Annotated in this window: 20 protein-coding genes; 13 read left to right on the forward strand and 7 right to left on the reverse strand. The window is 69.8% G+C overall.

The annotated features are described in order from the left end of the window. The first annotated feature begins 13 nt into the window (after positions 1-13). The 3 genes from ACBJ59_RS42400 to ACBJ59_RS42410 are packed head-to-tail and all read left to right on the forward strand — an operon-like array spanning position 14 to position 2,960. Positions 14-1,261 (forward strand): extracellular solute-binding protein, encoded by a 1,248-nt coding sequence (locus tag ACBJ59_RS42400; RefSeq protein WP_364130239.1) that lies wholly within the window; start codon positions 14-16, stop codon positions 1,259-1,261. Continuing rightward, positions 1,261-2,145 (forward strand): sugar ABC transporter permease, encoded by an 885-nt coding sequence (locus ACBJ59_RS42405; RefSeq protein WP_364130242.1) that lies wholly within the window; start codon positions 1,261-1,263, stop codon positions 2,143-2,145. Before ACBJ59_RS42400 ends, ACBJ59_RS42405 begins: the two co-directional genes overlap by 1 nt. Beyond that, positions 2,142-2,960, forward strand: a complete 819-nt coding sequence (locus ACBJ59_RS42410) for a carbohydrate ABC transporter permease (RefSeq protein WP_375115757.1) — start codon at positions 2,142-2,144, stop codon at positions 2,958-2,960. The genes ACBJ59_RS42405 and ACBJ59_RS42410 overlap by 4 nt, the downstream gene beginning before the upstream one ends. Here the strand turns inward: ACBJ59_RS42410 and ACBJ59_RS42415 are convergent. Beyond that, complete coding sequence (locus tag ACBJ59_RS42415; protein WP_375115758.1) at positions 2,950-3,441, reverse strand: GntR family transcriptional regulator; 492 nt, start codon at positions 3,439-3,441, stop codon at positions 2,950-2,952. The two genes, ACBJ59_RS42410 and ACBJ59_RS42415, sit on opposite strands and share 11 nt — an antisense overlap. Positions 3,442-3,482: 41 nt before the next feature. Continuing rightward, on the reverse strand, positions 3,483-3,959 hold the full coding sequence (locus ACBJ59_RS42420; RefSeq protein WP_364130250.1) for a GntR family transcriptional regulator: 477 nt from the start codon (positions 3,957-3,959) through the stop codon (positions 3,483-3,485). Between the two features lie 111 nt (positions 3,960-4,070). Between ACBJ59_RS42420 and ACBJ59_RS42425 the strand changes: the two genes are divergently transcribed. Next, positions 4,071-4,373: a hypothetical protein gene (locus tag ACBJ59_RS42425; protein WP_375115759.1), complete on the forward strand. Its 303-nt coding sequence runs from the start codon at positions 4,071-4,073 to the stop codon at positions 4,371-4,373. 544 nt (positions 4,374-4,917) lie between these two features. Here ACBJ59_RS42425 and ACBJ59_RS42430 read toward each other — a convergent pair. Further along, on the reverse strand, positions 4,918-5,934 hold the full coding sequence (locus tag ACBJ59_RS42430; protein ID WP_375115943.1) for an N-acetylglucosamine kinase: 1,017 nt from the start codon (positions 5,932-5,934) through the stop codon (positions 4,918-4,920). Positions 5,935-6,016: 82 nt separating this feature from the next. Between ACBJ59_RS42430 and ACBJ59_RS42435 the strand changes: the two genes are divergently transcribed. The 7 genes from ACBJ59_RS42435 to ACBJ59_RS42465 all read left to right on the forward strand — a co-directional run bounded on the left by ACBJ59_RS42435 (position 6,017) and on the right by ACBJ59_RS42465 (position 12,467). Beyond that, positions 6,017-6,886: a MurR/RpiR family transcriptional regulator gene (locus ACBJ59_RS42435; protein WP_375115760.1), complete on the forward strand. Its 870-nt coding sequence runs from the start codon at positions 6,017-6,019 to the stop codon at positions 6,884-6,886. After that, positions 6,887-7,621 (forward strand): sugar isomerase domain-containing protein, encoded by a 735-nt coding sequence (locus ACBJ59_RS42440; protein ID WP_375115761.1) that lies wholly within the window; start codon positions 6,887-6,889, stop codon positions 7,619-7,621. It abuts the gene before it with no gap. A 19-nt stretch (positions 7,622-7,640) separates the two neighbouring features. Beyond that, entirely contained in the window at positions 7,641-9,053 is a 1,413-nt protein-coding gene (gene ngcE, locus ACBJ59_RS42445; RefSeq protein WP_375115762.1) for an N-acetylglucosamine/diacetylchitobiose ABC transporter substrate-binding protein, read from the forward strand. Continuing rightward, a complete protein-coding gene (locus ACBJ59_RS42450) occupies positions 9,050-9,961 on the forward strand; it encodes a carbohydrate ABC transporter permease (RefSeq protein WP_375115763.1) in 912 nt (303 codons plus the stop codon). The genes ngcE and ACBJ59_RS42450 overlap by 4 nt, the downstream gene beginning before the upstream one ends. Continuing rightward, on the forward strand, positions 9,961-10,878 hold the full coding sequence (locus tag ACBJ59_RS42455) for a carbohydrate ABC transporter permease (protein ID WP_364130266.1): 918 nt from the start codon (positions 9,961-9,963) through the stop codon (positions 10,876-10,878). Before ACBJ59_RS42450 ends, ACBJ59_RS42455 begins: the two co-directional genes overlap by 1 nt. Before the next feature lie 37 nt (positions 10,879-10,915). Next, positions 10,916-11,803: a phosphotransferase family protein gene (locus ACBJ59_RS42460; RefSeq protein ID WP_375115764.1), complete on the forward strand. Its 888-nt coding sequence runs from the start codon at positions 10,916-10,918 to the stop codon at positions 11,801-11,803. A 109-nt stretch (positions 11,804-11,912) separates the two neighbouring features. Then, complete coding sequence (locus tag ACBJ59_RS42465) at positions 11,913-12,467, forward strand: GNAT family N-acetyltransferase (RefSeq protein WP_375115765.1); 555 nt, start codon at positions 11,913-11,915, stop codon at positions 12,465-12,467. A gap of 22 nt (positions 12,468-12,489) precedes the next feature. Here the strand turns inward: ACBJ59_RS42465 and ACBJ59_RS42470 are convergent, their stop codons facing one another. Further along, entirely contained in the window at positions 12,490-12,948 is a 459-nt protein-coding gene (locus ACBJ59_RS42470) for a nuclear transport factor 2 family protein (RefSeq protein WP_375115766.1), read from the reverse strand. A gap of 95 nt (positions 12,949-13,043) precedes the next feature. On the opposite strand from ACBJ59_RS42470, the gene ACBJ59_RS42475 reads away from it, so the two are divergent. Next, positions 13,044-13,520: a MarR family winged helix-turn-helix transcriptional regulator gene (locus ACBJ59_RS42475; RefSeq protein ID WP_375115767.1), complete on the forward strand. Its 477-nt coding sequence runs from the start codon at positions 13,044-13,046 to the stop codon at positions 13,518-13,520. A 48-nt stretch (positions 13,521-13,568) separates the two neighbouring features. On the opposite strand, the gene metE is transcribed toward ACBJ59_RS42475, so the two are convergent. Then, the gene (metE, locus tag ACBJ59_RS42480; RefSeq protein ID WP_375115768.1) at positions 13,569-15,716 is read right to left on the reverse strand and encodes a 5-methyltetrahydropteroyltriglutamate--homocysteine S-methyltransferase; all 2,148 of its coding nucleotides are present in this window, start codon (positions 15,714-15,716) and stop codon (positions 13,569-13,571) included. 76 nt (positions 15,717-15,792) lie between these two features. Here metE and ACBJ59_RS42485 point away from each other — a divergent pair, with 76 nt between their 5' ends. Further along, a complete protein-coding gene (locus ACBJ59_RS42485; RefSeq protein WP_375115769.1) occupies positions 15,793-16,641 on the forward strand; it encodes a LysR family transcriptional regulator in 849 nt (282 codons plus the stop codon). A gap of 48 nt (positions 16,642-16,689) precedes the next feature. Here the strand turns inward: ACBJ59_RS42485 and ACBJ59_RS42490 are convergent, their stop codons facing one another. After that, a complete protein-coding gene (locus tag ACBJ59_RS42490; RefSeq protein WP_364130284.1) occupies positions 16,690-17,373 on the reverse strand; it encodes a DNA alkylation repair protein in 684 nt (227 codons plus the stop codon). After that, the gene (locus ACBJ59_RS42495) at positions 17,370-18,038 is read right to left on the reverse strand and encodes a TetR/AcrR family transcriptional regulator (protein ID WP_364130287.1); all 669 of its coding nucleotides are present in this window, start codon (positions 18,036-18,038) and stop codon (positions 17,370-17,372) included. The genes ACBJ59_RS42490 and ACBJ59_RS42495 overlap by 4 nt, the downstream gene beginning before the upstream one ends. Positions 18,039-18,093: the final 55 nt, after the last annotated feature.

Raw genomic sequence — 18,093 nt, forward strand, 5'->3', positions numbered from 1 at the left:
CAGAAGGAACGCCATGAAGAACCGCATCCTGGCCCTGGCGGCCGTGTTCGCGCTGGGCGCGTGCGGCACCGCCGCCGAGGAGCCCAAGGCGACCGGCCCGACGAAGCTGACCGTCTGGATCATGGACGGCAGCGTCACCCAGGAACTGCTGAAGAAGTTCGAGACCGAGTACGAGGCCGCGCACCAGGGCATCGACCTCGACCTCCAGATCCAGGCGTGGGACGGCATCGGCGAGCGCGTCACCGCCGCCCTGGCCAGCACGGACGCCCCTGACGTGATCGAGGTGGGCAACACCCAGGTCGCTCAGTACTCGGCCAGCGGCGGCGTCACCGACCTGACCGCCAAGGTGGCCGACCTCAAGGGCGAGGACTGGCTGCCGGGCCTGGCCCAGCCGGGCAACATCGACGGCAAGCAGTACGGGATCCCCTGGTACGCCGCCAACCGCGTGGTGGTCTACAACAAGGACCTGTTCGAGAAGGCCGGCATCGAGCAGCCGCCCAAAACGCGGGACGAGTGGCTAGATATCACGACAAAGCTCAATAAAGACGGCAACCAGGGCATCTACCTGACCGGCCAGACCTGGTACGCCCTCGCCGGCTTCGTCTGGGACGAGGGCGGCGACCTGGCGGTCCAGGAGGGCGGCAAGTGGAAGGGCGCCCTCGACACGCCCCAGGCGCTGGCCGGCATGGACTACTACCGGCGCCTGCAGGCCCTCGGCAAGGGTCCCAAGGACGCCGACGAGGCCAACCCGCCCCAGCACGAGGTCTTCGCGCAGGGCAAGGTCGCCCAGATCATCGCCGTGCCCGGAGTCGCCGCCCGCGTCCTGGAGGTGGACGCCAAGCTGAAGGACAAGATGGGCTTCTTCCCCATCCCGGGCAAGACCGCCGACAAGCCGGGCACCGTCTTCACCGGCGGCTCCGACCTGATCATCCCGGCCGCCTCGAAGCGCCAGGACGAGGCGTACGAGCTGGTCAAGGCGCTGGCGGGGGAGCAGTTCCAGACCGAGCTGGCCAAGGCCATGAGCTTCGTGCCGAACCGTACCTCGCTGGCCGGCGTGCTCTCCGGCGAGGAGGGCACCGCCGCCATGGCCACCGGCGCCGCCAACGGCCGCGCCACCCCGAACACCCCCAACTGGGCCGCCGTGGAGGCCACCTCCGTGATCAAGCAGTACATGACCGCCGTTCTCACCGGCGCGGACCCGGCGGCGGAGGCGAAGAAGGTCTCCGAGACGATCACCACGACCCTGAACAGCGGATCCTGATGTGGCGAAGGGACCGCTCGCCCTGGCCCTACCTGCTCATCGCGCCCACGGTGGCGGGCGGGGCCTTCCTCCTGCTCTACCCGCTGCTCAAGGCGGCGGTGATCTCGTTCCAGCACTTCCGGATGGGCGAGCTGATCAGGGGCGGGGCGACGCTCGTCGGCCTGGAGAACTACGAGGAGCTCCTGACCGGCGAGGAGTTCTGGCAGGTGCTGCTGCGCACGGTCGTGTGGACCGCGATCAACGTGGTGCTCATCGTGGTGCTGGCCACCGGCGTCGCCCTGATGCTGCCGCGCCTGCGCCGCGGCCTGCGCCTGGCCCTGATGAGCGCCCTGGCGCTGGCCTGGGCCACCCCGATCATCGCGGCCACCACCGTGTTCCAGTGGTTGTTCCAGTCGGAGCTGGGGGTGGTCAACTGGCTGCTGGTCACCCTCGGCTTCGACTCCTTCCAGGGCTACACCTGGTTCGCCAACGGCACGGCCACGTTCGCCGTACTCGTGATCCTGGTCGTGTGGCAGTCGGTGCCGTTCGCCGCGCTCACCCTCTACGCCGGGCTGACCACGATCCCCACGGAGCTGTTCGAGTCGGCCAGGATCGACGGCGGGACCGGCTGGCAGGTGTTCTGGAAGGTCACCTTCCCCATGCTCAGGCCGCTGTTCGCGCTGGTCGCCTCGCTGGAGGTGATCTGGGTGGCCAAGTGTTTCCCGCAGATCTGGGTGCTCAGCCAGGGCGGGCCCGACGGCGCCACGACCACCCTGCCCGTGTACGCGTTCAAGATCGCCCGCGTGCTGCACCGCTACGACCTCGGCTCGGCGGTGGCCATGCTCACGGTGGTCATCCTGGCCGTCGCCCTGATCAGTAACCTGCGTCGGATGGTGCGCTCGTGAAGAGGCTCATGCTCAACGCCGCGGCGGTCGCCGTGCTCGTGACGACGATCTTCCCGGTCTACTGGATGTTCCTGACCGCGTTCAAGCCGACCAGGGACATCCAGGCGGACACCCCGACGTTCTGGCCCGGCGACCCCACGCTCGACCACTTCGTCACCGCGATCAACGCGCCGGGCTTCTGGACCTACTGGCGCAACAGCCTGCTGGTGACGGTGGCGGCGGTGCTGATCGCGCTGGTGGTGGCGCTGCTGGCGGCGTTCGCGGTGGCCAGGATGCGGTGGCGGGGCCGGGGCGCGTTCGTGGTGGCGGTGTTCGCGGCGCAGATGGCGCCGTGGGAGGCGCTGCTGGTGCCGGTGTTCATCATCGCCCGCGACACCGAGCTGCTGGACTCGCTGGCGATGCTGACCGGGGTCTACTTCATGATCACGCTGCCGTTCACCATCGTGACGCTGCGCGGGTTCCTGGCCGCCATCCCGCTGGAGCTGGAGGAGGCGGCGCAGGTGGACGGGTGCAGCCGGGTCGTGGCGTTCCGGCGGGTGGTGTTCCCGCTGCTGGCGCCGGGGCTGATGGCGACCTCGCTGTTCGGGTTCATCACGGCGTGGAACGAGTTCGCGTTCGTCAACGTGCTGATCATCAAGGATCAGGACAAGCGGACGCTGCCCGTGTGGTTGTCGTCGTTCCGGGACGTGTTCGGCACGGACTGGGGCGCCACCATGGCCGCCGCCAGCCTGTTCGCGCTGCCCGCGCTGCTGCTGTTCCTGTTCCTGCAGCGCCGCGTCGGCACGGGGATGACGGCGGGGGCGGTCAAGGGCTGAGCGAGGTCTCGGGCCAGTCCTCCGGGTCGGACACGAAGGTGCCCCGCCTGGGCACGGTGAAGACCCAGCGGCTGTCCCGCAGATGCGAGACGGCCTGCCGGGCCGTGACCTTGGCGACCCCGTACTGGCGCATCAACGCCTTCTCGCTGGGGATCGCCCGGTTCGGCCGGAGCTCGCCGCGGGTGATCCGGGCGATGAGGTCTCTGGCGATGATCGCGTGCACCGCCCGCGTCGGCTTCGTCCGCGGCACGCCGAGCGGCCCCACGAACGTCCCCTCGCCCGGAACGGTGTGGACGAGCTGCCGCCGGCGCAGCTCCCGGGCCACGTTGCGCGCGGTGGTCCGCGCGATGTCGAACTCCGCCTCCAGAGCCGTCTCACTCGGCACGGGGTCGCCGGTCCGCAACTCCCCGCTGGTGATCCGCTCGTGGATCATCTCGGCGACTTGTACGTAGATGGGCGTCGGGCCATCGCGGTCGAGCATGCTCATAGCGTAGACGTATCGATACGAGCAGGCAGGCAAAGTCAGGAGTTGGGCCACGACTCCTTCGGCGAGACGTAACTGCCGCGCTGCGCGACGGTGTAGATCCAGCCCTGCTCCCGGAGGAGCGCCATGGCCCGCCGCACCGTCTCGCGCGCCACGCCGTGCCGCTTCACCAGTGCCGTCTCGCCGGGTATGGGGCGTCGCGGTAGGAGTTCTCCGGCCTTGATCTGATCGGTGATCTCTGTCGCTATCTGCTGGTAGAGCGGCATTTTCCGTTTCTGGCGCGGCGCTCCCGCCGGCTGCCCGACGAAGGCGCCCTCCCCCTGAACCGTGTAGACGAGCCCCTCCTCCCGCAGCAGGCGAACCGCCCGCCTGGCGGTGGTTCTGGCGACCCCGAACTCCTGCTGGATCTCCGCCTCACTGGGCGCCGGGCTGCCGGACGGAAGGCCGGCGACCCTTTCCCGCAGGATGTTCGCGATCTGGATGTAGACGTGGGTGTCCCCTTCGTAGTCGAGCACGTAGGCAACATAGGCGAAGACGGGAGAGAGTTCTCATATCGTTCTGTCCATTTAGACAGAGTGCTCTCTACATGTAGACAAGGCGAGACGACCAGATCTACGGTTGGCCGCATGATCGAACCCCCACCGGTTCCAGACGACGACCGGTACCACTCGGCCCACGTACCAAAGCCCCGCCCGGGTTTCACCCGACTGCAATGGGAGCGCCTACGGGAAGGCCAGACCGCACGCATCCGGGACTACACCTGCGACTGCCAGAACCCCTATTACGAGCTGTGCTCGTCCGGCGGCCAATACTTCATCCGCAGGACCCGGTTGCGGAACGGAACGGTTGAGGTCCACGAGACCGCGCGCGGCCGGGTCGCCAAGGCGATGGAGGTCTGGAGCAAGCTGCTGTCGGGCGACGTTGCGTGACCCGGTGGACGAGCAAACCCTGAGCCCGGCCAGCGGTGGCAGGCGATCAGCGATCGGGTGGCGGGCTGGCCGGTCAGACGGGTGAACGCCCCAGGCGGGCGCACTTGCTGTGATGAGGTGTCTCGACTTGCCTACCTGGAACGTGGTGGGGCGGACCTGATGCTGGAGCAGCCGTTGAGCCGGGACCGTCTCTGCCCGCGCGCGGAGCTGGGACTACCCCTACGGGCTCGGGATCAATCGCACCGTCGACGCCGTGGGCGTGCGCCGGTTCGCGGTGCAGGATCCGGACGGCTACCTACTGCGCATCTCTCAGCACCTGGGGACCCGATCGCCCGCCGATAGCGCACCGTGCTGGTCGTGCCACGCAGTTACCTCCCTCGGCGCAGGCCGGCACGACCCCGGCCCGCAAGGCCGGCCCCTGGGTGGTCGAACGCCGCCGAGCCCAGCCCTTCAGCGTCCGCCGCTCTGCTGCGATGACACCAGCGGTTCGAGTCTGCTGTCCGCCATCACTCCAGCAGGCCTCCCTCATCGCATAACCGGCTCACTAGCGGCCGGCGGTGAAGGCGGCGTGGCGGGCGCGGGCGTCGGCCTCCGACAGCAGGTCGCGGGCGGCCAGCCAGGCCGCCGCGCCCGCCGCGTCGCCGGCCGTCGTGATCCGTTCGCTGCCCAGAAGCTCGGTGACGGCCCGCCGCACAGGGCCGTCACTGGTCAGTACGCTCCCGGCGAGCACCACGGGACCTGACACGTGCACCCGGCGCAGGGTCGCCACCAGATGGTCGGCGGCCTCGTGCACGATCTTGACCGCCAGCGGGTCGCCCGCCACGGCCGCCTCGCTGACCAGCGAGGACAGGGCGGCCAGCCGCATGTGGTCGGCCTGCGCCAGCCGGACGATGCGGTCGGCGGCGGCCCGCGGCGTGGCGGGCCGCTCCGTTCCGAGGAAGTGCGCCCCGACGAGCCTCGCCAGCACTCCTCCCGCGGCGCCGTCCGCGCGGGCGCCCCGCTCGGGGCCGGCGGCCTCGACCGGCGCGCCCGGGGTCACGGCCGCCACGGGCATCCCGCGGTCCAGGGCGTGGACCACCGCCTTGGCCGCCTCGCGCCCGATCCAGAAGCCGGACCCGGCGTCGCCGAGCAGCCAGCCCAGCCCGTCAGCGAGCACCTCCTGCTCGTAGCCCACCAGCCGGGCCGCCACCGCGCCCGTGCCCGAGAGCAGCAAGGACCCGTCAGGGTCGGGGGAGCCGGCGGCGAAGCCGATCGGCACGTCGCCCACGTACCGAGGAGCGTTGGCGATCCCGTGAGCGGCCCAGACCTTCGTGACCTCGGGCGCCATCTCCTCGACGTGCCCCGCCACCCCGGCCAGCGATGCGACCACCCGGCTCCCCGAGCCCGGCGGGAGCGCCTGCGCCAGCGCCGCGTCGAAGGCCGCCACCGCCTTGGCCACCCCGTGGGCGCTCGGATTGCCCGCCACGCTGCGGGCGTAGCCCACCCGCGTGCCGTCGAGCGTGTGGACGGCGATCCGCGTCGATGTGGCACCGGCATCGACACCAACCACTAGCGATTGCATCACGGTCCGAGTCTGGGGGTTGACGCAGCCGGGAAGCAAGAATAATTTTCGCCAGAAGACCGGGTATTCGGAAGGAATATTCGTGACTTCAGGAGCCCTCGGGCGCGTCGAAACGGAACTACCCGGTTTGCCGGAGGCATTGCGCAGGGTCGGCGAGGTGATTCTCGGCGACCCGGCCGAGGCCGCGCGGTCGACCATCATCGCCCTGGCCGAACGCGCGGGCAGCTCGCCCGCGACCGTGACCAGGTTCTGCCGGGCCTTCGGCTTCTCGGGCTACGCCGAGTTGCGCGTCGCCCTGGCGACCGAGACCGGCCGGGCGGCCCAGGCGGGCTGGGGCGCGGGCGTCGGGCACGAGATCGGCCCCGACGACCCGCTCGACGCGGCCATCGAGGTGATGGCCGCCGCCGACACCAGGCTGATCCAGGACACCGCCGCCCAGCTCGACCTCGACGTCGTCGCCCGGGTGGCCGACGCCATCGTGGCCGCGCCGCGGGTGCTCCTCGTCGGCGTCTCCACCAGCGGAGACGTCGCCACGATGCTCGAAGGGCGGCTGCGCCGCATCGGCATCCCGGGCTGGAGCGCGGGCGACGCCCACGTGGCCCTGTCGGAGGCGGCGCTGCTGAAGGCGGGCGACGTGGCCATCGGCATCAGCCACCGGGGCCGTACGCGGGAGGTCATGGAGGCGCTCGCCGAGGCGGGCAGCCACGGCGCGCTGACGGTGGCCGTCACCTCCTTCGCCCGTTCGCCGCTGGCGGAGCTGGCCGACCTGGTGCTGACCACCGCCAGCAGGGAGACCACGTTCCGGCTCGGCGGGCTGGCCGCCGTCCACTCGCAGGTCTTCGTGCTGGACGCGGTGTACGTGGCGGTCGCGCAACGCACCTACGAGCGGACGAACGAGGCATTCGAGCGCACGATCAGCGCCGTGGAGAGCCACCGGGTGGAGAGAGGCTGAATGACGTACGCATCCAAGGTCCTCGATCTGGCACATCAGGTCGCGGAGCGCCAGGCCGAGCCGGTACGCCGGGCGGCCGCGCTCATCGTGACCTCGATCCGGGCGGGAGGCGTGGTCAACGCCTTCGGCTCCGGGCACTCCGAGGCCATCGCCATGGAGATCGCCGGACGGGCCGGCGGTCTCGTACCGAGCAACCGCCTCACCCCCAGGGACCTCGTGCTGTACGGCGGGCGGCCCGCGAGCGTGCTCACCCCGGAGCTGGAGCGGGACCCGACGGTCGCGCACCAGATCTACGACCTGGCCCCGGTCGCGCCGGAGGACGTGTTCGTGCTGGTCTCCAGCTCCGGCGTGAACGGCACGGTCGTCGAGCTGGCCGGGATCGTCAAGGACCGCGGCCACCGGCTGATCGCGATCACCTCGGTCGAGCACAGCACCCGCATGACCTCGCGCCACCCGTCCGGCCGCAAGCTGCTCGACCTGGCCGACGTGGTGCTGGACAACGGCGCGCCGTACGGCGACGCCATCCTCGACCTGCCGGGCGGCGGCAGCTACGGTGCGGTTTCCACGATCACCTCCGCGTTGCTCGCGCAGATGGTGGTCACCGAGGCGGTGGACGAGCTCGTCGCGCTCGGCGAGACGCCTCCCATCTACCTGTCGGCGAACGTGACCGGCGGCGACGAGCACAACAAGGCGCTGGAGAGCCGCTACGCAGGGCGCATCAGGCGCGGATCATGAACAGTCAGGAGTAGTCATAATGCCTAACACCCCCCACCTCAGTAGGCGCGAGCTCCTCCGCGGTGCCGCGCTCGTGCCCGTGGCAGGGGCGCTGGCCGCGTGCGCCACCCCCGCCGCACCGCCGGCCGCATCGAGCTCGGCGGCCCCGGCCGCGACCAGCGCGGCCAACCCCTTCGGCGTGGGCAGCAAGCCGCTGGAGGTCTGGATCTTCGACGGCGGCTTCGGCCAGGACTACGCCAAGAACATCCACCAGCCGCTCTTCAAGAGCAAGTACGCCGGCGTCGAGATCAAGCACAACGCCACCAAGGAGATCACCAAGGTCCTCCAGCCGCGCTTCGCCGGTGGCAACCCGCCCGAGGTCATCGACAACTCCGGCGCCAACTTCATGGACTTCGGCGCCCTCTCCCAGGACGGCCAGCTGCAGGACCTGACCCCGCTGCTCGACGCCCCCTCGTGGGACGACCCGAACACCAAGGTCAGGGACACCATCGACCAGTCCGTCATCGACATCGGCATGTACGAGGGCAAGTTCAGCGTCCTCGGGTACGTCAACTACATCCACGGCATCTGGTACTCGCAGAAGGTGTTCCGGGACAACGGCTGGCAGATCCCGAAGACCTGGGACGAGTTCCTGGCGCTGTGCGAGACCATCAAGAAGTCCGGCAAGATGGCGCCCTTCACCTACGCCGGCAAGTTCCCGCAGTACCTCTACGAGCCGCTGCTCACCATGGCCGCGAAGGTCGGCGGCAACGAGGTGCTGGTCAACATCGACAACCTCGAGGACGGCGCCTGGACCAGCGAGGCCATGAAGACCGCGGCCACGGCCTGGGCCGAGGTGGGCGCCAAATACCTCATGGAGGGCACCACCGGCCTCGACCACGTGCAGACCCAGACCGCCCAGAACAAGTACAAGGTGGCCATGCTGCCCTCCGGCTCCTGGCTGGAGAACGAGCAGAAGACCACCACCCCGGCCGACTTCGAGTACGGCATGTTCCCGATCCCCGACGTCACCGGCTCCGACAAGATGCCGTACGGCACCCTGCACACCCAGCCCGGCGAGAACTTCATCGTCTCGGCCCGGAGCGCCCACCCACAGGCCGGCATGGAATACCTGCGGGCCATGCTGTCGAAGAAGGCGGCCGGCGACTTCAGCGCGCTCGTCCGCACCATGACCGTGGTCAAGGGCGCCACCGAGGGCCGCGACATCTCCCCGGGCGTCACCAGTGCCTCGAAGGCGGTCGCCGACGCGGGGACGAACACCGTCTACTACCGCTGGTTCAACTGGTACGGCCCGCTCAAGGACGAGGCCATCGCCGCCACCGGTGAGCTCATGTCCGGCGGCCTGACCCCGGACAAGTACCTCGAGCGCATCCAGAAGAAGGCCGACGAGATCAAGAACGACTCCTCGATCAAGAAGTACAAGCGCACATGATCTTCAACAGGTATCGCCGTGGGCTGTTCATCACCTCGTTCCTGGCAGCCCCGGTGATTCTCTACCTGGTTTACGTGATCTCCCCGTACATCCAGGCGTTCTACATCGCGCTGACCGACTGGCGCGGTGTGACGGCGACGCCCCGGTTCATCGGGCTGGAGAACTTCCAGCGGCTCTTCAACGACAACGTCTTCTGGCAGGCCGTCATGCACAACGGCGCCCTGCTCGTGCTGCTGCCGCTGATCACGATCGTCATCGCCCTGTTCTTCGCCTTCCTCCTCAACGTGGGCGGGCCGCAGGGCGTGACGGGGATCCGCGGGTCGAAGTTCTACCGCGTGATCTTCTTCTTCCCGCAGGTCCTGGCCGTGGCCGTGGTCGCGGTGCTGTTCCAGCAGGTGTTCCGGCCGGACGGCAGCGGCATGCTGAACGGCCCGCTGATGGCCCTCGGGATGGGGCCGATCGGTTTTCTCTCCGACCGGGACGTGGCGTTCTGGTCGGTGCTGGCGGTGATGGTCTGGCAGGCGGTCGGCTTCTACGTCGTGCTGTTCTCGGCCGGCCTGGCCTCGATCCCCAAGGACATGTTCGAGGCCGCGCAGATCGACGGGGCGAGCCGGATCAGCCTGTTCTTCCGCATCACGCTGCCGCTCCTCTGGGACACCGTGCAGGTGGCCTGGGTCTACCTGGGCATCCTGGCCCTGGACGTGTTCGCCATCGTGTGGGTGATGACCCTCCAGCACGGCGGGCCCGACCGGTCGACCACGGTCATGGCCGCCGAGATCTATCGCAGCGCCTTCGAGCACTTCCGCTTCGGCTACGCCTCGGCCCTGGGCGTGGTGATGTTCTTCTTCACCGTCGGCTTCGCGATCCTCTCGCTGCGTCTGTCCCGGCGCGAACGAATCGAGTACTGATGACAACGATGATCTCGTGGACGGCGGCGAACTCGCGGAAGATCGCCCGCGAGGAGCGCAGACGCCGTCTCGGCCCCCTCGGCGTGCTGACCCACCTGGCCCTGCTGATCTGGACCCTGCTCGTGATGGTCCCGATCCTGTGGACGTTCCTGGCCTCGGTCAAGAGCGAGGACGAGATCTTCAGCGACGCGTGGTCGCTGCCGGCCTCGCTGCGGTGGGACAACTTCGCCAGGGCCTGGGAGCAGGCGCACATCGGGCAGTACATGCTCAACAGCGTCATCGTTGTGGCGTTCAGTACGTTCGGGACGATGCTCATCGGGTCGATGGCGGCGTACGTGCTGGCCCGCTACCCCTTTCGCGGCAACCGTGCGATCTACCTGCTGTTCGTCTCGGGCCTGGCCTTCCCCGTCTACCTGGCGCTGACCCCGCTGTTCTTCGTCGTCCAGAACATGGGCAACCTCCCGGTGATCGGCCCGTTCATCGGCCTGAACACGCACGCGGGGCTGGTTCTGGTCTACATCGCGTACTCGATGCCCTTCACCGTCTTCTTCCTGTCGGCCTTCTTCCGCACGCTGCCGACGGCGGTGGGGGAGGCCGCGATGGTGGACGGGGCGTCCCACACGAGGGTCTTCTTCCAGATCATGCTGCCGATGGCCAGGCCGGGCATCATCAGCATCACGATCTTCAACATCCTGGGCCAGTGGAACCAGTATCAGCTGCCGCTGATCCTGCTCCAGGAACGGGACAAGTGGGTCCTCACCATGGGCATCGCCGACATCTCCACCGCCGCCGGATACGACCAGGACTGGTCGGCCCTGTTCGCCGCCCTCACCCTGGCCATCCTGCCCATGCTGATCATCTACACCGTCTTCCAGCGCCAGATACAGTCCGGTCTGACCTCGGGAGCACTGAAATAGGTCGCACGCCGGACATGCCGGGCTTAGGGTGCGGAGTGTGACTGGCGACATCCGCGCGTTGCTGGCCCGCCACTTACCCGACTACCGGGTGCGTTCCATCAGCCGCCTCGGCCACGGCCTCGACAACGACGTGTACGAGGTCAACGGCGAGCTGCTGATCCGGCGGAACAAAGTAGTGGACCCCGAGTCGAGCCGGCAGGAGGTCGCCCGCCTGGCGGCCGTCAGGGAGTTGTCCCCGCTGCCGGTTCCCGAAGTCGTCTTCGCCGACGACGAGTCCGGTGCGATCGCGTACCGCAAGCTCCCCGGAGAGCCCCTCAACCAGCACCTGGCCGGCGTCCTGGGCCCCGGCGTGGCTCTGGACCTGGGCCTCGACCTGGACCTCAGGAGCCTGGCCGGCCCGCTCGGCGGCTTCCTCAGCGCCATCCACGGCGCCGCCCCCGGCCGGATGCGCGAGCTCGCGCCGCTGGACGTCTACCCCGCGCCGACGCTCCTGCAGGACGCCGAGCTCGACTACCGGGACGTCGAACGCCACGTCCCGGAGGACCAGCGCCCGCTGGTGGAGCGCTTCCTGCGCGACACCCCGCCGGACGAGCCCCGCTCGCTGCGCTTCTGCCACAACGACCTGGGCGCGGAACACGTCCTGGTGGACACCCGGACGAACTCGATCACGGGCATCATCGACTGGACGGACGCCGCCATCACGGACCCGGCCCACGACTTCGCCCTCATCTACCGGGACCTGGGCCCGGAGATCTTCGAGCTGACACTGTCGCACTACGAGTTCGACGTGACGGAGGAGGACCGGGCGAGGGTGCTGTTCTACGCGAGGTGCGCGCTGATCGAGGACCTGGCGTACGGCCTGAGCACGGGCCCCCGCCACTACGCCGACGCGGCCCTCACCCACCTGCCCTGGACCTTCGAGTAGCCGGGTCCCCGGAAAGCCCGCCCCCACCCGCGGACTGGCTACACGGTGGGCCGGTCGCGTGCCGAAAAGCGTTGGCGACCCCACACCGTGATCTGCTTGGCTCCCTCCCATGACGACATCGGCCTGGGTAGGAGATCGCGTCCGCCTGCGCGCCAAAGAACCCGAGGACTGGGAAGCCTTCCAGGTCTTCGACGAAGACTCCGACGCCGTACGCAGCGGCTGGCGGCTCACCCCGCCCAACTCGGTCGCCCGGGCGAAGAAGGCGGCGGCCGAGCAGGCCGAGGAGGAGCTCGATCCCGACAAGTTCTCCCTGGTCATCGCCACCAAGGCAGACAACGCCGCGGTCGGCTCGATCAACACCCACCAGATCGACCGCGTCCACGGCACCTTCGCGTACGGGATCTCCGTCGGCACCCCGCACCACCGCAAGGGCTACGCCGGCGAGGCGATCGTCCTGCTGCTCCGCTACATGTTCTTCGAGCGCCGCTTCCAGAAGGCCGAGGCGTGGGTCTACAGCTACAACGACGCCTCCCTGGCCCTGCACCGGCGCATGGGCTTCGTGGAGGAGGGCCGCCGGCGCAGGAGTCACTACGCCAACGGCCGCTATCACGACGAGTTCCTCTTCGGCCTGACGGTCGAGGAGTACACCGAGCGCTACGCCTGACGAGGCGCGACCGTGGCGCCGATCAGCGCCCGGCCGGGACGGCGTCCTGGGGCTGGTTCTCGATGACCCATACGGGGGTGGCGTCGACGCCCGACAGGCGCCATCCCTCGGGCGAGCGGGTCACGTCGTAACGAAACCGCTCGCTGAGCGTGCGTCGAGGCTCCGGAGCCAGCTGTCCCTCCGGCGCGGCGGCGGCGCTGAAGGTCACGATCACGTCCGCTCGTACGCCGGCATGTCGACCGTCCGCGTCCACGTCGACGAGGGCGTTGTGGACGAAGTGCTGGATCCGTTCCTCGGTCGAGTGGTTGCGTGCGGCCTGGGCGATCGCGGCGTCCGGCCCCTCGGCGAGTCCGCCGGGAGTCCGGACGGTGATCTCGTCGGCGAACACCGATCGCAGGTCGTCGAAGCGCCCCTCGTCCATGCAGGCGTAGAGCCGGTAGATCAGCTGGGTGATGTCTCCGCGGTCATCTGACATGGTCATGGGCCTTTCCCGATTTGTTGGCTGTGCCAATGTTGGCACGGCCAACTATAGGTCAGATTGTTGGGCACGCCAACACCGTTGGTAGGTTTGTGGGCGTGGAGAACGCCGAGGAGATCGTTCCGAGCAGGCTGCGTGGCCTGCCGAGCCGCCTGATCGGTCACGTCGCCATGTCGGGCAACCGGCTCGTCGACCAGGCGCTCGCCGCCATCGGAGCACGCCGTTACCACTACGCGCTGCTGGCCGCGCTGGCGGAGTTCGGGCCGGCCAGCCAGGCCTCCTTGGGGCGTCGTACCGGCATCGACCGCAGCGACATCGTGGCGACCGTGAACCAGCTGGCGGAACGAGGTCTGGTCGAGCGCAGTCCCGATCCCGGCGACCGGCGGCGCAACATCGTCACCGTCACCCCGGAGGGAACCCGGCACCTGGAGGAGCTCGACCGCCTCATCTCCGGCGCCCAGGACGAACTGCTCGCGTCCCTGACCGCCACCGAACGCGAGCAACTCGTCGGGCTCCTGACCCGCGTCGCCGACCACCACCACCACCACGCGGCCTCGTCCTCGCCCCCCGACTGACCGCCCGCCCGGCGACGCCCACCAGGCTGACCGCCGCTCCGAGGCGTATCAGGCTCCGAGCTCGGCCCGCAGCCGACGCGTGGCCGCCACCACGTTCGCCAGCGAAGCCTCGACCTCCTCATACGTCCGGGTCTTCAGCCCGCAGTCCGGATTCACCCAGACCCGCTCCACCGGCAACACCTCCACCGTCCTGCGCAACAGCCCTTCCACCTCGCCCTCCGAGGGCACGCGAGGCGAGTGGATGTCGTAGACGCCCGGCCCGAGTCCCCGCCCGAACGTGGACACGGCGGAAAGGATCCGCGCCCCCGACCGCGCCGACTCGATCGTCGTGACGTCGGCGTCCAGGCCGTCGATGGCGGCCAGGATCTGGTCGGCGTCCGAATAGCACAGGTGGGTGTGGATCTGCGTACGGTCGCTCGCCCCCGACGTGGCCCGCCGGTACGCCGCCACCGCCCACTCCAGGTAGTCGGCCTGCCCGGCCCGTCGCAGCGGCAGCAGCTCGCGCAGCGCGGGCTCGTCCACCTGGATGATCGACACCCCGGCCGCCTCCAGGTCCCGTACCTCCTCCCCGACGGCGTCGGCCACCTGGAACACCACGTCGCGCAGCGGCAGGTCGTCCCGCACGAACGACCAGGCCACGATCGTGACGGGGCCGGTGAGCATGCCCTTGACCGGCCGGTCCGTGAGCGACTGCGCGTACGTCGCCCACCGCACTGTGATCGGCTCGGGACGGCTCACGTCGCCGTGCAGGATCGGCGGGCGGGTGCAGCGGGACCCGTACGACTGCACCCAGCCGTTCCTGGTGACCGCGAACCCGTCGAGGTGCTCCGCGAAGTACTGCACCATGTCGTTGCGCTCCGGCTCCCCGTGCACGAGGACGTCGAGCCCGAGGCGCTCCTGCACCCGGATCGCCCGCTCGATCTCGGCCTCGACCTGCCGCTCGTAGTCCGCCTGCGGCAGCGTGCCGGCCGCCACCGCGGCGCGGGCCGCGCGCAGCTCGCCGGTCTGCGGGAACGAGCCGATCGTGGTGATCGGCAGCGCGGGCAGCCGCAGGTGCTCGGCCTGCGCGGCGGCCCGGACCGCGTACGGGCCGCGCTCCTCCCGCACCACCGGCCCCGGCAACGCCACGGACGGCCCGGCCGGCGCCGTTCCCCGGAAGTCGGCGCCCGCCAGCGCCACCACCTCGGCCACCTTCTCCTCCGCGAACGCCAGCCGCCCCTTCAGCTCCGGATCGAGATCGGGCTCGTCCGCGACGGTGTAGGGCACGTGCTGCAGCGAGCACGAGGTGCTCACGACGACGTGCGCGGCCCGTACGGCACCCAGGGCGGCCAGCGCACGCTCAGGAGAGGTCCGCCACACGTCCCGCCCCGACACGACCCCCGCGACCACCGTCTTCCCGGTCAGGTCGGTGCCGGGCACGGCGCCCCGGACCAGGTCGAGGCCGAGGGCCTCCACCGGCGTCCCGGCCAGCGCCGGCAGCGACTCCCCGAGGTCGCCGAAGTACGAGGCCACGAAGAGAGCGGGCCGCGCGCTCAGCGCCCCCAGCCGCTCGTACGCGCTCCGCACGGCGGCCAGCTCCTCCGGCGTCCGGTCGCCCACCAGCGCCGGCTCGTCGAGCTGCACCCAGGCCACCCCTTCGGCGGCCAGCGCGGACAGCAGCTCCTCGTAGCAGCCCAGCACCTCGTCCAGCCGCTCCAGCGCCGACCCCAGCAGCAGGAACGTCACCGGCCCCACCACGACCGGCCGCGTCTCGTACCCCAGGGCCCGAGCCTCCCGCACCTCGCCCAGCGGCTTGCTCGCGTCCAGCTTGAACACGGTCTCCGGCCCGATCTCGGGCACGATGTAGTGGTAGTTCGTGTCGAACCACTTCGTCATCCGCAACGGCGCCAGCCCTTCGGTGCCCCGGGCCATCGCGAAGTAGGGGTCGCCGGCGTCCCGATAGCGCGACGGCACCGCCCCGAGCAGCACCGCGGTGTCCAGCACCTGGTCATACAGCGAGAACGTGTTCGACGGCAGCCCCTCCAGCCCGAGCTCGGCCAGCCGCCGCCAGGTCCGGGCCCGCAGCTCGGCGCCCACCTGGTCGAGCTCCGCCCGGGTCGACCGCCCGTCCCAGTACGACTCCAGCGCCCGCTTCAGCTCCCTCCGCGGCCCGATCCGCGGGTATCCGAGCACGGTGGACTTGGGGAATGAGGACATCTTCTTCGGCTCCCTCGATATCGATCAGGTCGCTCGAATCGTGCCGACTACCCGGGAAGTCATGCATCATGTATTGATGCTGCTTATGCTCCGGGAGATCCACTGCTTCACCAGGGTCGCCGAACGGCTCAGCTTCTCGGCCGCCGCCGCCGACCTGGGGATGTCCCAGCCCGCCATGAGCCAGGCCATCACCCGCCTCGAACGCGCCGCCGGGATCAGGCTGTTCGAGCGGACCGCCCGGGAGGTGCGGCTCACGGGGGAGGGCAAGGCGCTGCTGGCGTACGCGGAGCAGGTGATCGAGTCGGCCCGGTCGTTCACCGCCGAAGCGGCCCGGCTGGCCAGGCCGACCATTCACCTCGCTTATCCACCGATCGTCGGCACGCTGGCGGCGCGCATCGTCAGGCGGCTGGCGGGCCGCACCCCGTCCGTCGGCGTGGAGCTGCGGGCGGCCGGGCGCGGGGCCGCGGTGCGGGCGCTGGCGGACGGCGAGGTGTCGGCGGCGATCCTGGCCACGCCCGCGCCCGCCCAGTTCGTCACGGCGGCCAGGTTCCACGTCACCGTCGACCACCTGGCCGTCCCGGTCGGGCACCGGCTGGAGTCCAGGCCCCGGGTGACTGCGGACGAGCTGGGCGGCCAGGTGCTGCTCACCCCGGCCAACCGCCCGTGGCCGGGTCTGCCGGGCCGCCCCCGCCTGGTGGCCGACGACGACTTCGCCGCGGCGCTCGACCTGGTGGCCGCCGGTGCCGGCCTGCTGCCCATCCCGCAGCTCCTGGTGCGCAGCATCCGCCGGGACGACGTCCGGTTCGTGCCGCTGGACGCGGGCGAGCTCCGCATCACCTACGCCCTGGCCTGGTCGGGAGAGCACGTCACCCCGGAGCTGATGGCCCTGGTCCAGGCCGTCCAGGACGCTTTGTGGACCCGCTGAGGATCACCCGCACCCCCGGACCGCCCGCCGCGAGAGCCCGCAGGGCGATCAGGTGGTGACCGGGACGTTCTTCAGCGCCTCGCGCCGGCTCAGCCCCGAGATCCCCTTGGCCTTGACATAGCGCAGCACCTCGCCCGGATTCGTCTTGGCGTATTCACGTAACGCCCACCCAATAGCCTTACGGGCGAAGAAGTCGTTGTCCGACAGGCTCGGCTCGATGCACGCATACAGCAACGCCGTATCCGTACGCCCCTTGAACCGGTTCTGGCACAGAATTGCCGTCCGCCGCTTCCACAGGTCCCCGTCGTGCGCCCACTCCAGCATGAGCGGCCGCATCGAGTCCGGAAACGTGGCCAGCAGCGCGCCGACCCGGTGCGTGGCCAGCTCGTCCACCAGGTCCCACCAGGCCCCGGAGACGATCATCTCCTCGTACATCGGCACGGTGTAGAGGGTCTGGAACTCCCGGTAGAAGTGGTAGCCGGACAGCTCGATGGCCGCGTACCGCTCCTCGCGGTATTCGGCCTCCCGCCACAGCGTCAGCACCGCGCGCCGCCATTCGGGCGCGGTGTCGAGCCGGTGCTCGGCGAACACCTTCCGCAGCGCCGCCCGCCTGGGCACCGCCTGGACACCCAGGAACGGCATCGTGGACTTCATGTAGGCGCGCATCGCCTCGGCCTTGCCGGGCTCGGCCGCCTCCTGCAGAGCCAGGCGCACCGCCTTGCCGAGGCTCATCCCTTTTGGGTGGTGCGCTCGCCCGTGGCGAGTCCGTCGAAGAGCACGGTGATGTAGTGCTCGGCCAGCCCGGCCGTGTTGAGCCTGCCGCCGGGCCGGAACCAGCGCACCGCGACCCAGATCGTGTCGCGGATCATCCGGTAGGTCAGTTTCGGATCGACGTCGGACCTGAACAGCCCGGCGGCCTGCCCCGCCTTGATCTGCGACACCCAGATCTGCTCGACCTCGTCCTCGGCCTTGACCAGGTAGTTGAACCGCTCGAACTGGCGCAGGTAGTTCCAGTCGTTCTGCATCACCGTGATGGCGGCGCGGTGGGGCTCCAGCGTGCCGAAGCCGATGCGGACCATCTCCGACAGCACGGTGCGGGCGTCGGCGCTGGTGTCGAGGGCCGCGCGGTAGCGGGCGATGAGGTCGTCGAGGAAGGTGGACAGCACCTCGTCGACGATCGTCTCCTTGGAGTCGAAGTGGTGGTAGAGACTTCCTGAGAGGATGCCGGCCTCGTCGGCGATCTCGCGTACTGTCGTGGCCTGGAAGCCCTTGCGCGCGAAGAGCTCCGCGGCGAGCTTGACGAGGTGGTCACGGCGCTCGGACGCCGACCCCGATGAGGTGGCGCGCTGGCGCTTCGCCGGGGTGGTGGTGCTGCCGGAGTTCTTTCGCGTGGTCACGTCCCCATTATGAGCCCTCAGACAATCGCTTGTTCACCTAACTGTGCCAGCTCAT

The organism is Nonomuraea sp. MTCD27, assembly GCF_041950495.1.
Lineage (GTDB): Bacteria > Actinomycetota > Actinomycetes > Streptosporangiales > Streptosporangiaceae > Nonomuraea.

Excerpts from the sequence above, each read along its gene's own strand:
- ACBJ59_RS42400 (WP_364130239.1), top strand. The coding sequence starts at position 14 with ATGAAGAACCGCATCCTGGCCCTGGCGGCCGTGTTCGCGCTGGGCGCG.
- ACBJ59_RS42405 (WP_364130242.1), top strand. The coding sequence starts at position 1,261 with ATGTGGCGAAGGGACCGCTCGCCCTGGCCCTACCTGCTCATCGCGCCC.
- ACBJ59_RS42415 (WP_375115758.1), bottom strand. The coding sequence starts at position 3,441 with ATGCTCGACCGCGATGGCCCGACGCCCATCTACGTACAAGTCGCCGAG.
- ACBJ59_RS42425 (WP_375115759.1), top strand. The coding sequence starts at position 4,071 with ATGATCGAACCCCCACCGGTTCCAGACGACGACCGGTACCACTCGGCC.
- ACBJ59_RS42430 (WP_375115943.1), bottom strand. The coding sequence starts at position 5,934 with ATGCAATCGCTAGTGGTTGGTGTCGATGCCGGTGCCACATCGACGCGG.
- ACBJ59_RS42440 (WP_375115761.1), top strand. The coding sequence starts at position 6,887 with ATGACGTACGCATCCAAGGTCCTCGATCTGGCACATCAGGTCGCGGAG.
- ngcE (WP_375115762.1), top strand. The coding sequence starts at position 7,641 with ATGCCTAACACCCCCCACCTCAGTAGGCGCGAGCTCCTCCGCGGTGCC.
- ACBJ59_RS42450 (WP_375115763.1), top strand. The coding sequence starts at position 9,050 with ATGATCTTCAACAGGTATCGCCGTGGGCTGTTCATCACCTCGTTCCTG.
- ACBJ59_RS42455 (WP_364130266.1), top strand. The coding sequence starts at position 9,961 with ATGACAACGATGATCTCGTGGACGGCGGCGAACTCGCGGAAGATCGCC.
- ACBJ59_RS42465 (WP_375115765.1), top strand. The coding sequence starts at position 11,913 with ATGACGACATCGGCCTGGGTAGGAGATCGCGTCCGCCTGCGCGCCAAA.
- ACBJ59_RS42470 (WP_375115766.1), bottom strand. The coding sequence starts at position 12,948 with ATGACCATGTCAGATGACCGCGGAGACATCACCCAGCTGATCTACCGG.
- metE (WP_375115768.1), bottom strand. The coding sequence starts at position 15,716 with ATGTCCTCATTCCCCAAGTCCACCGTGCTCGGATACCCGCGGATCGGG.
- ACBJ59_RS42485 (WP_375115769.1), top strand. The coding sequence starts at position 15,793 with ATGCTGCTTATGCTCCGGGAGATCCACTGCTTCACCAGGGTCGCCGAA.
- ACBJ59_RS42490 (WP_364130284.1), bottom strand. The coding sequence starts at position 17,373 with ATGAGCCTCGGCAAGGCGGTGCGCCTGGCTCTGCAGGAGGCGGCCGAG.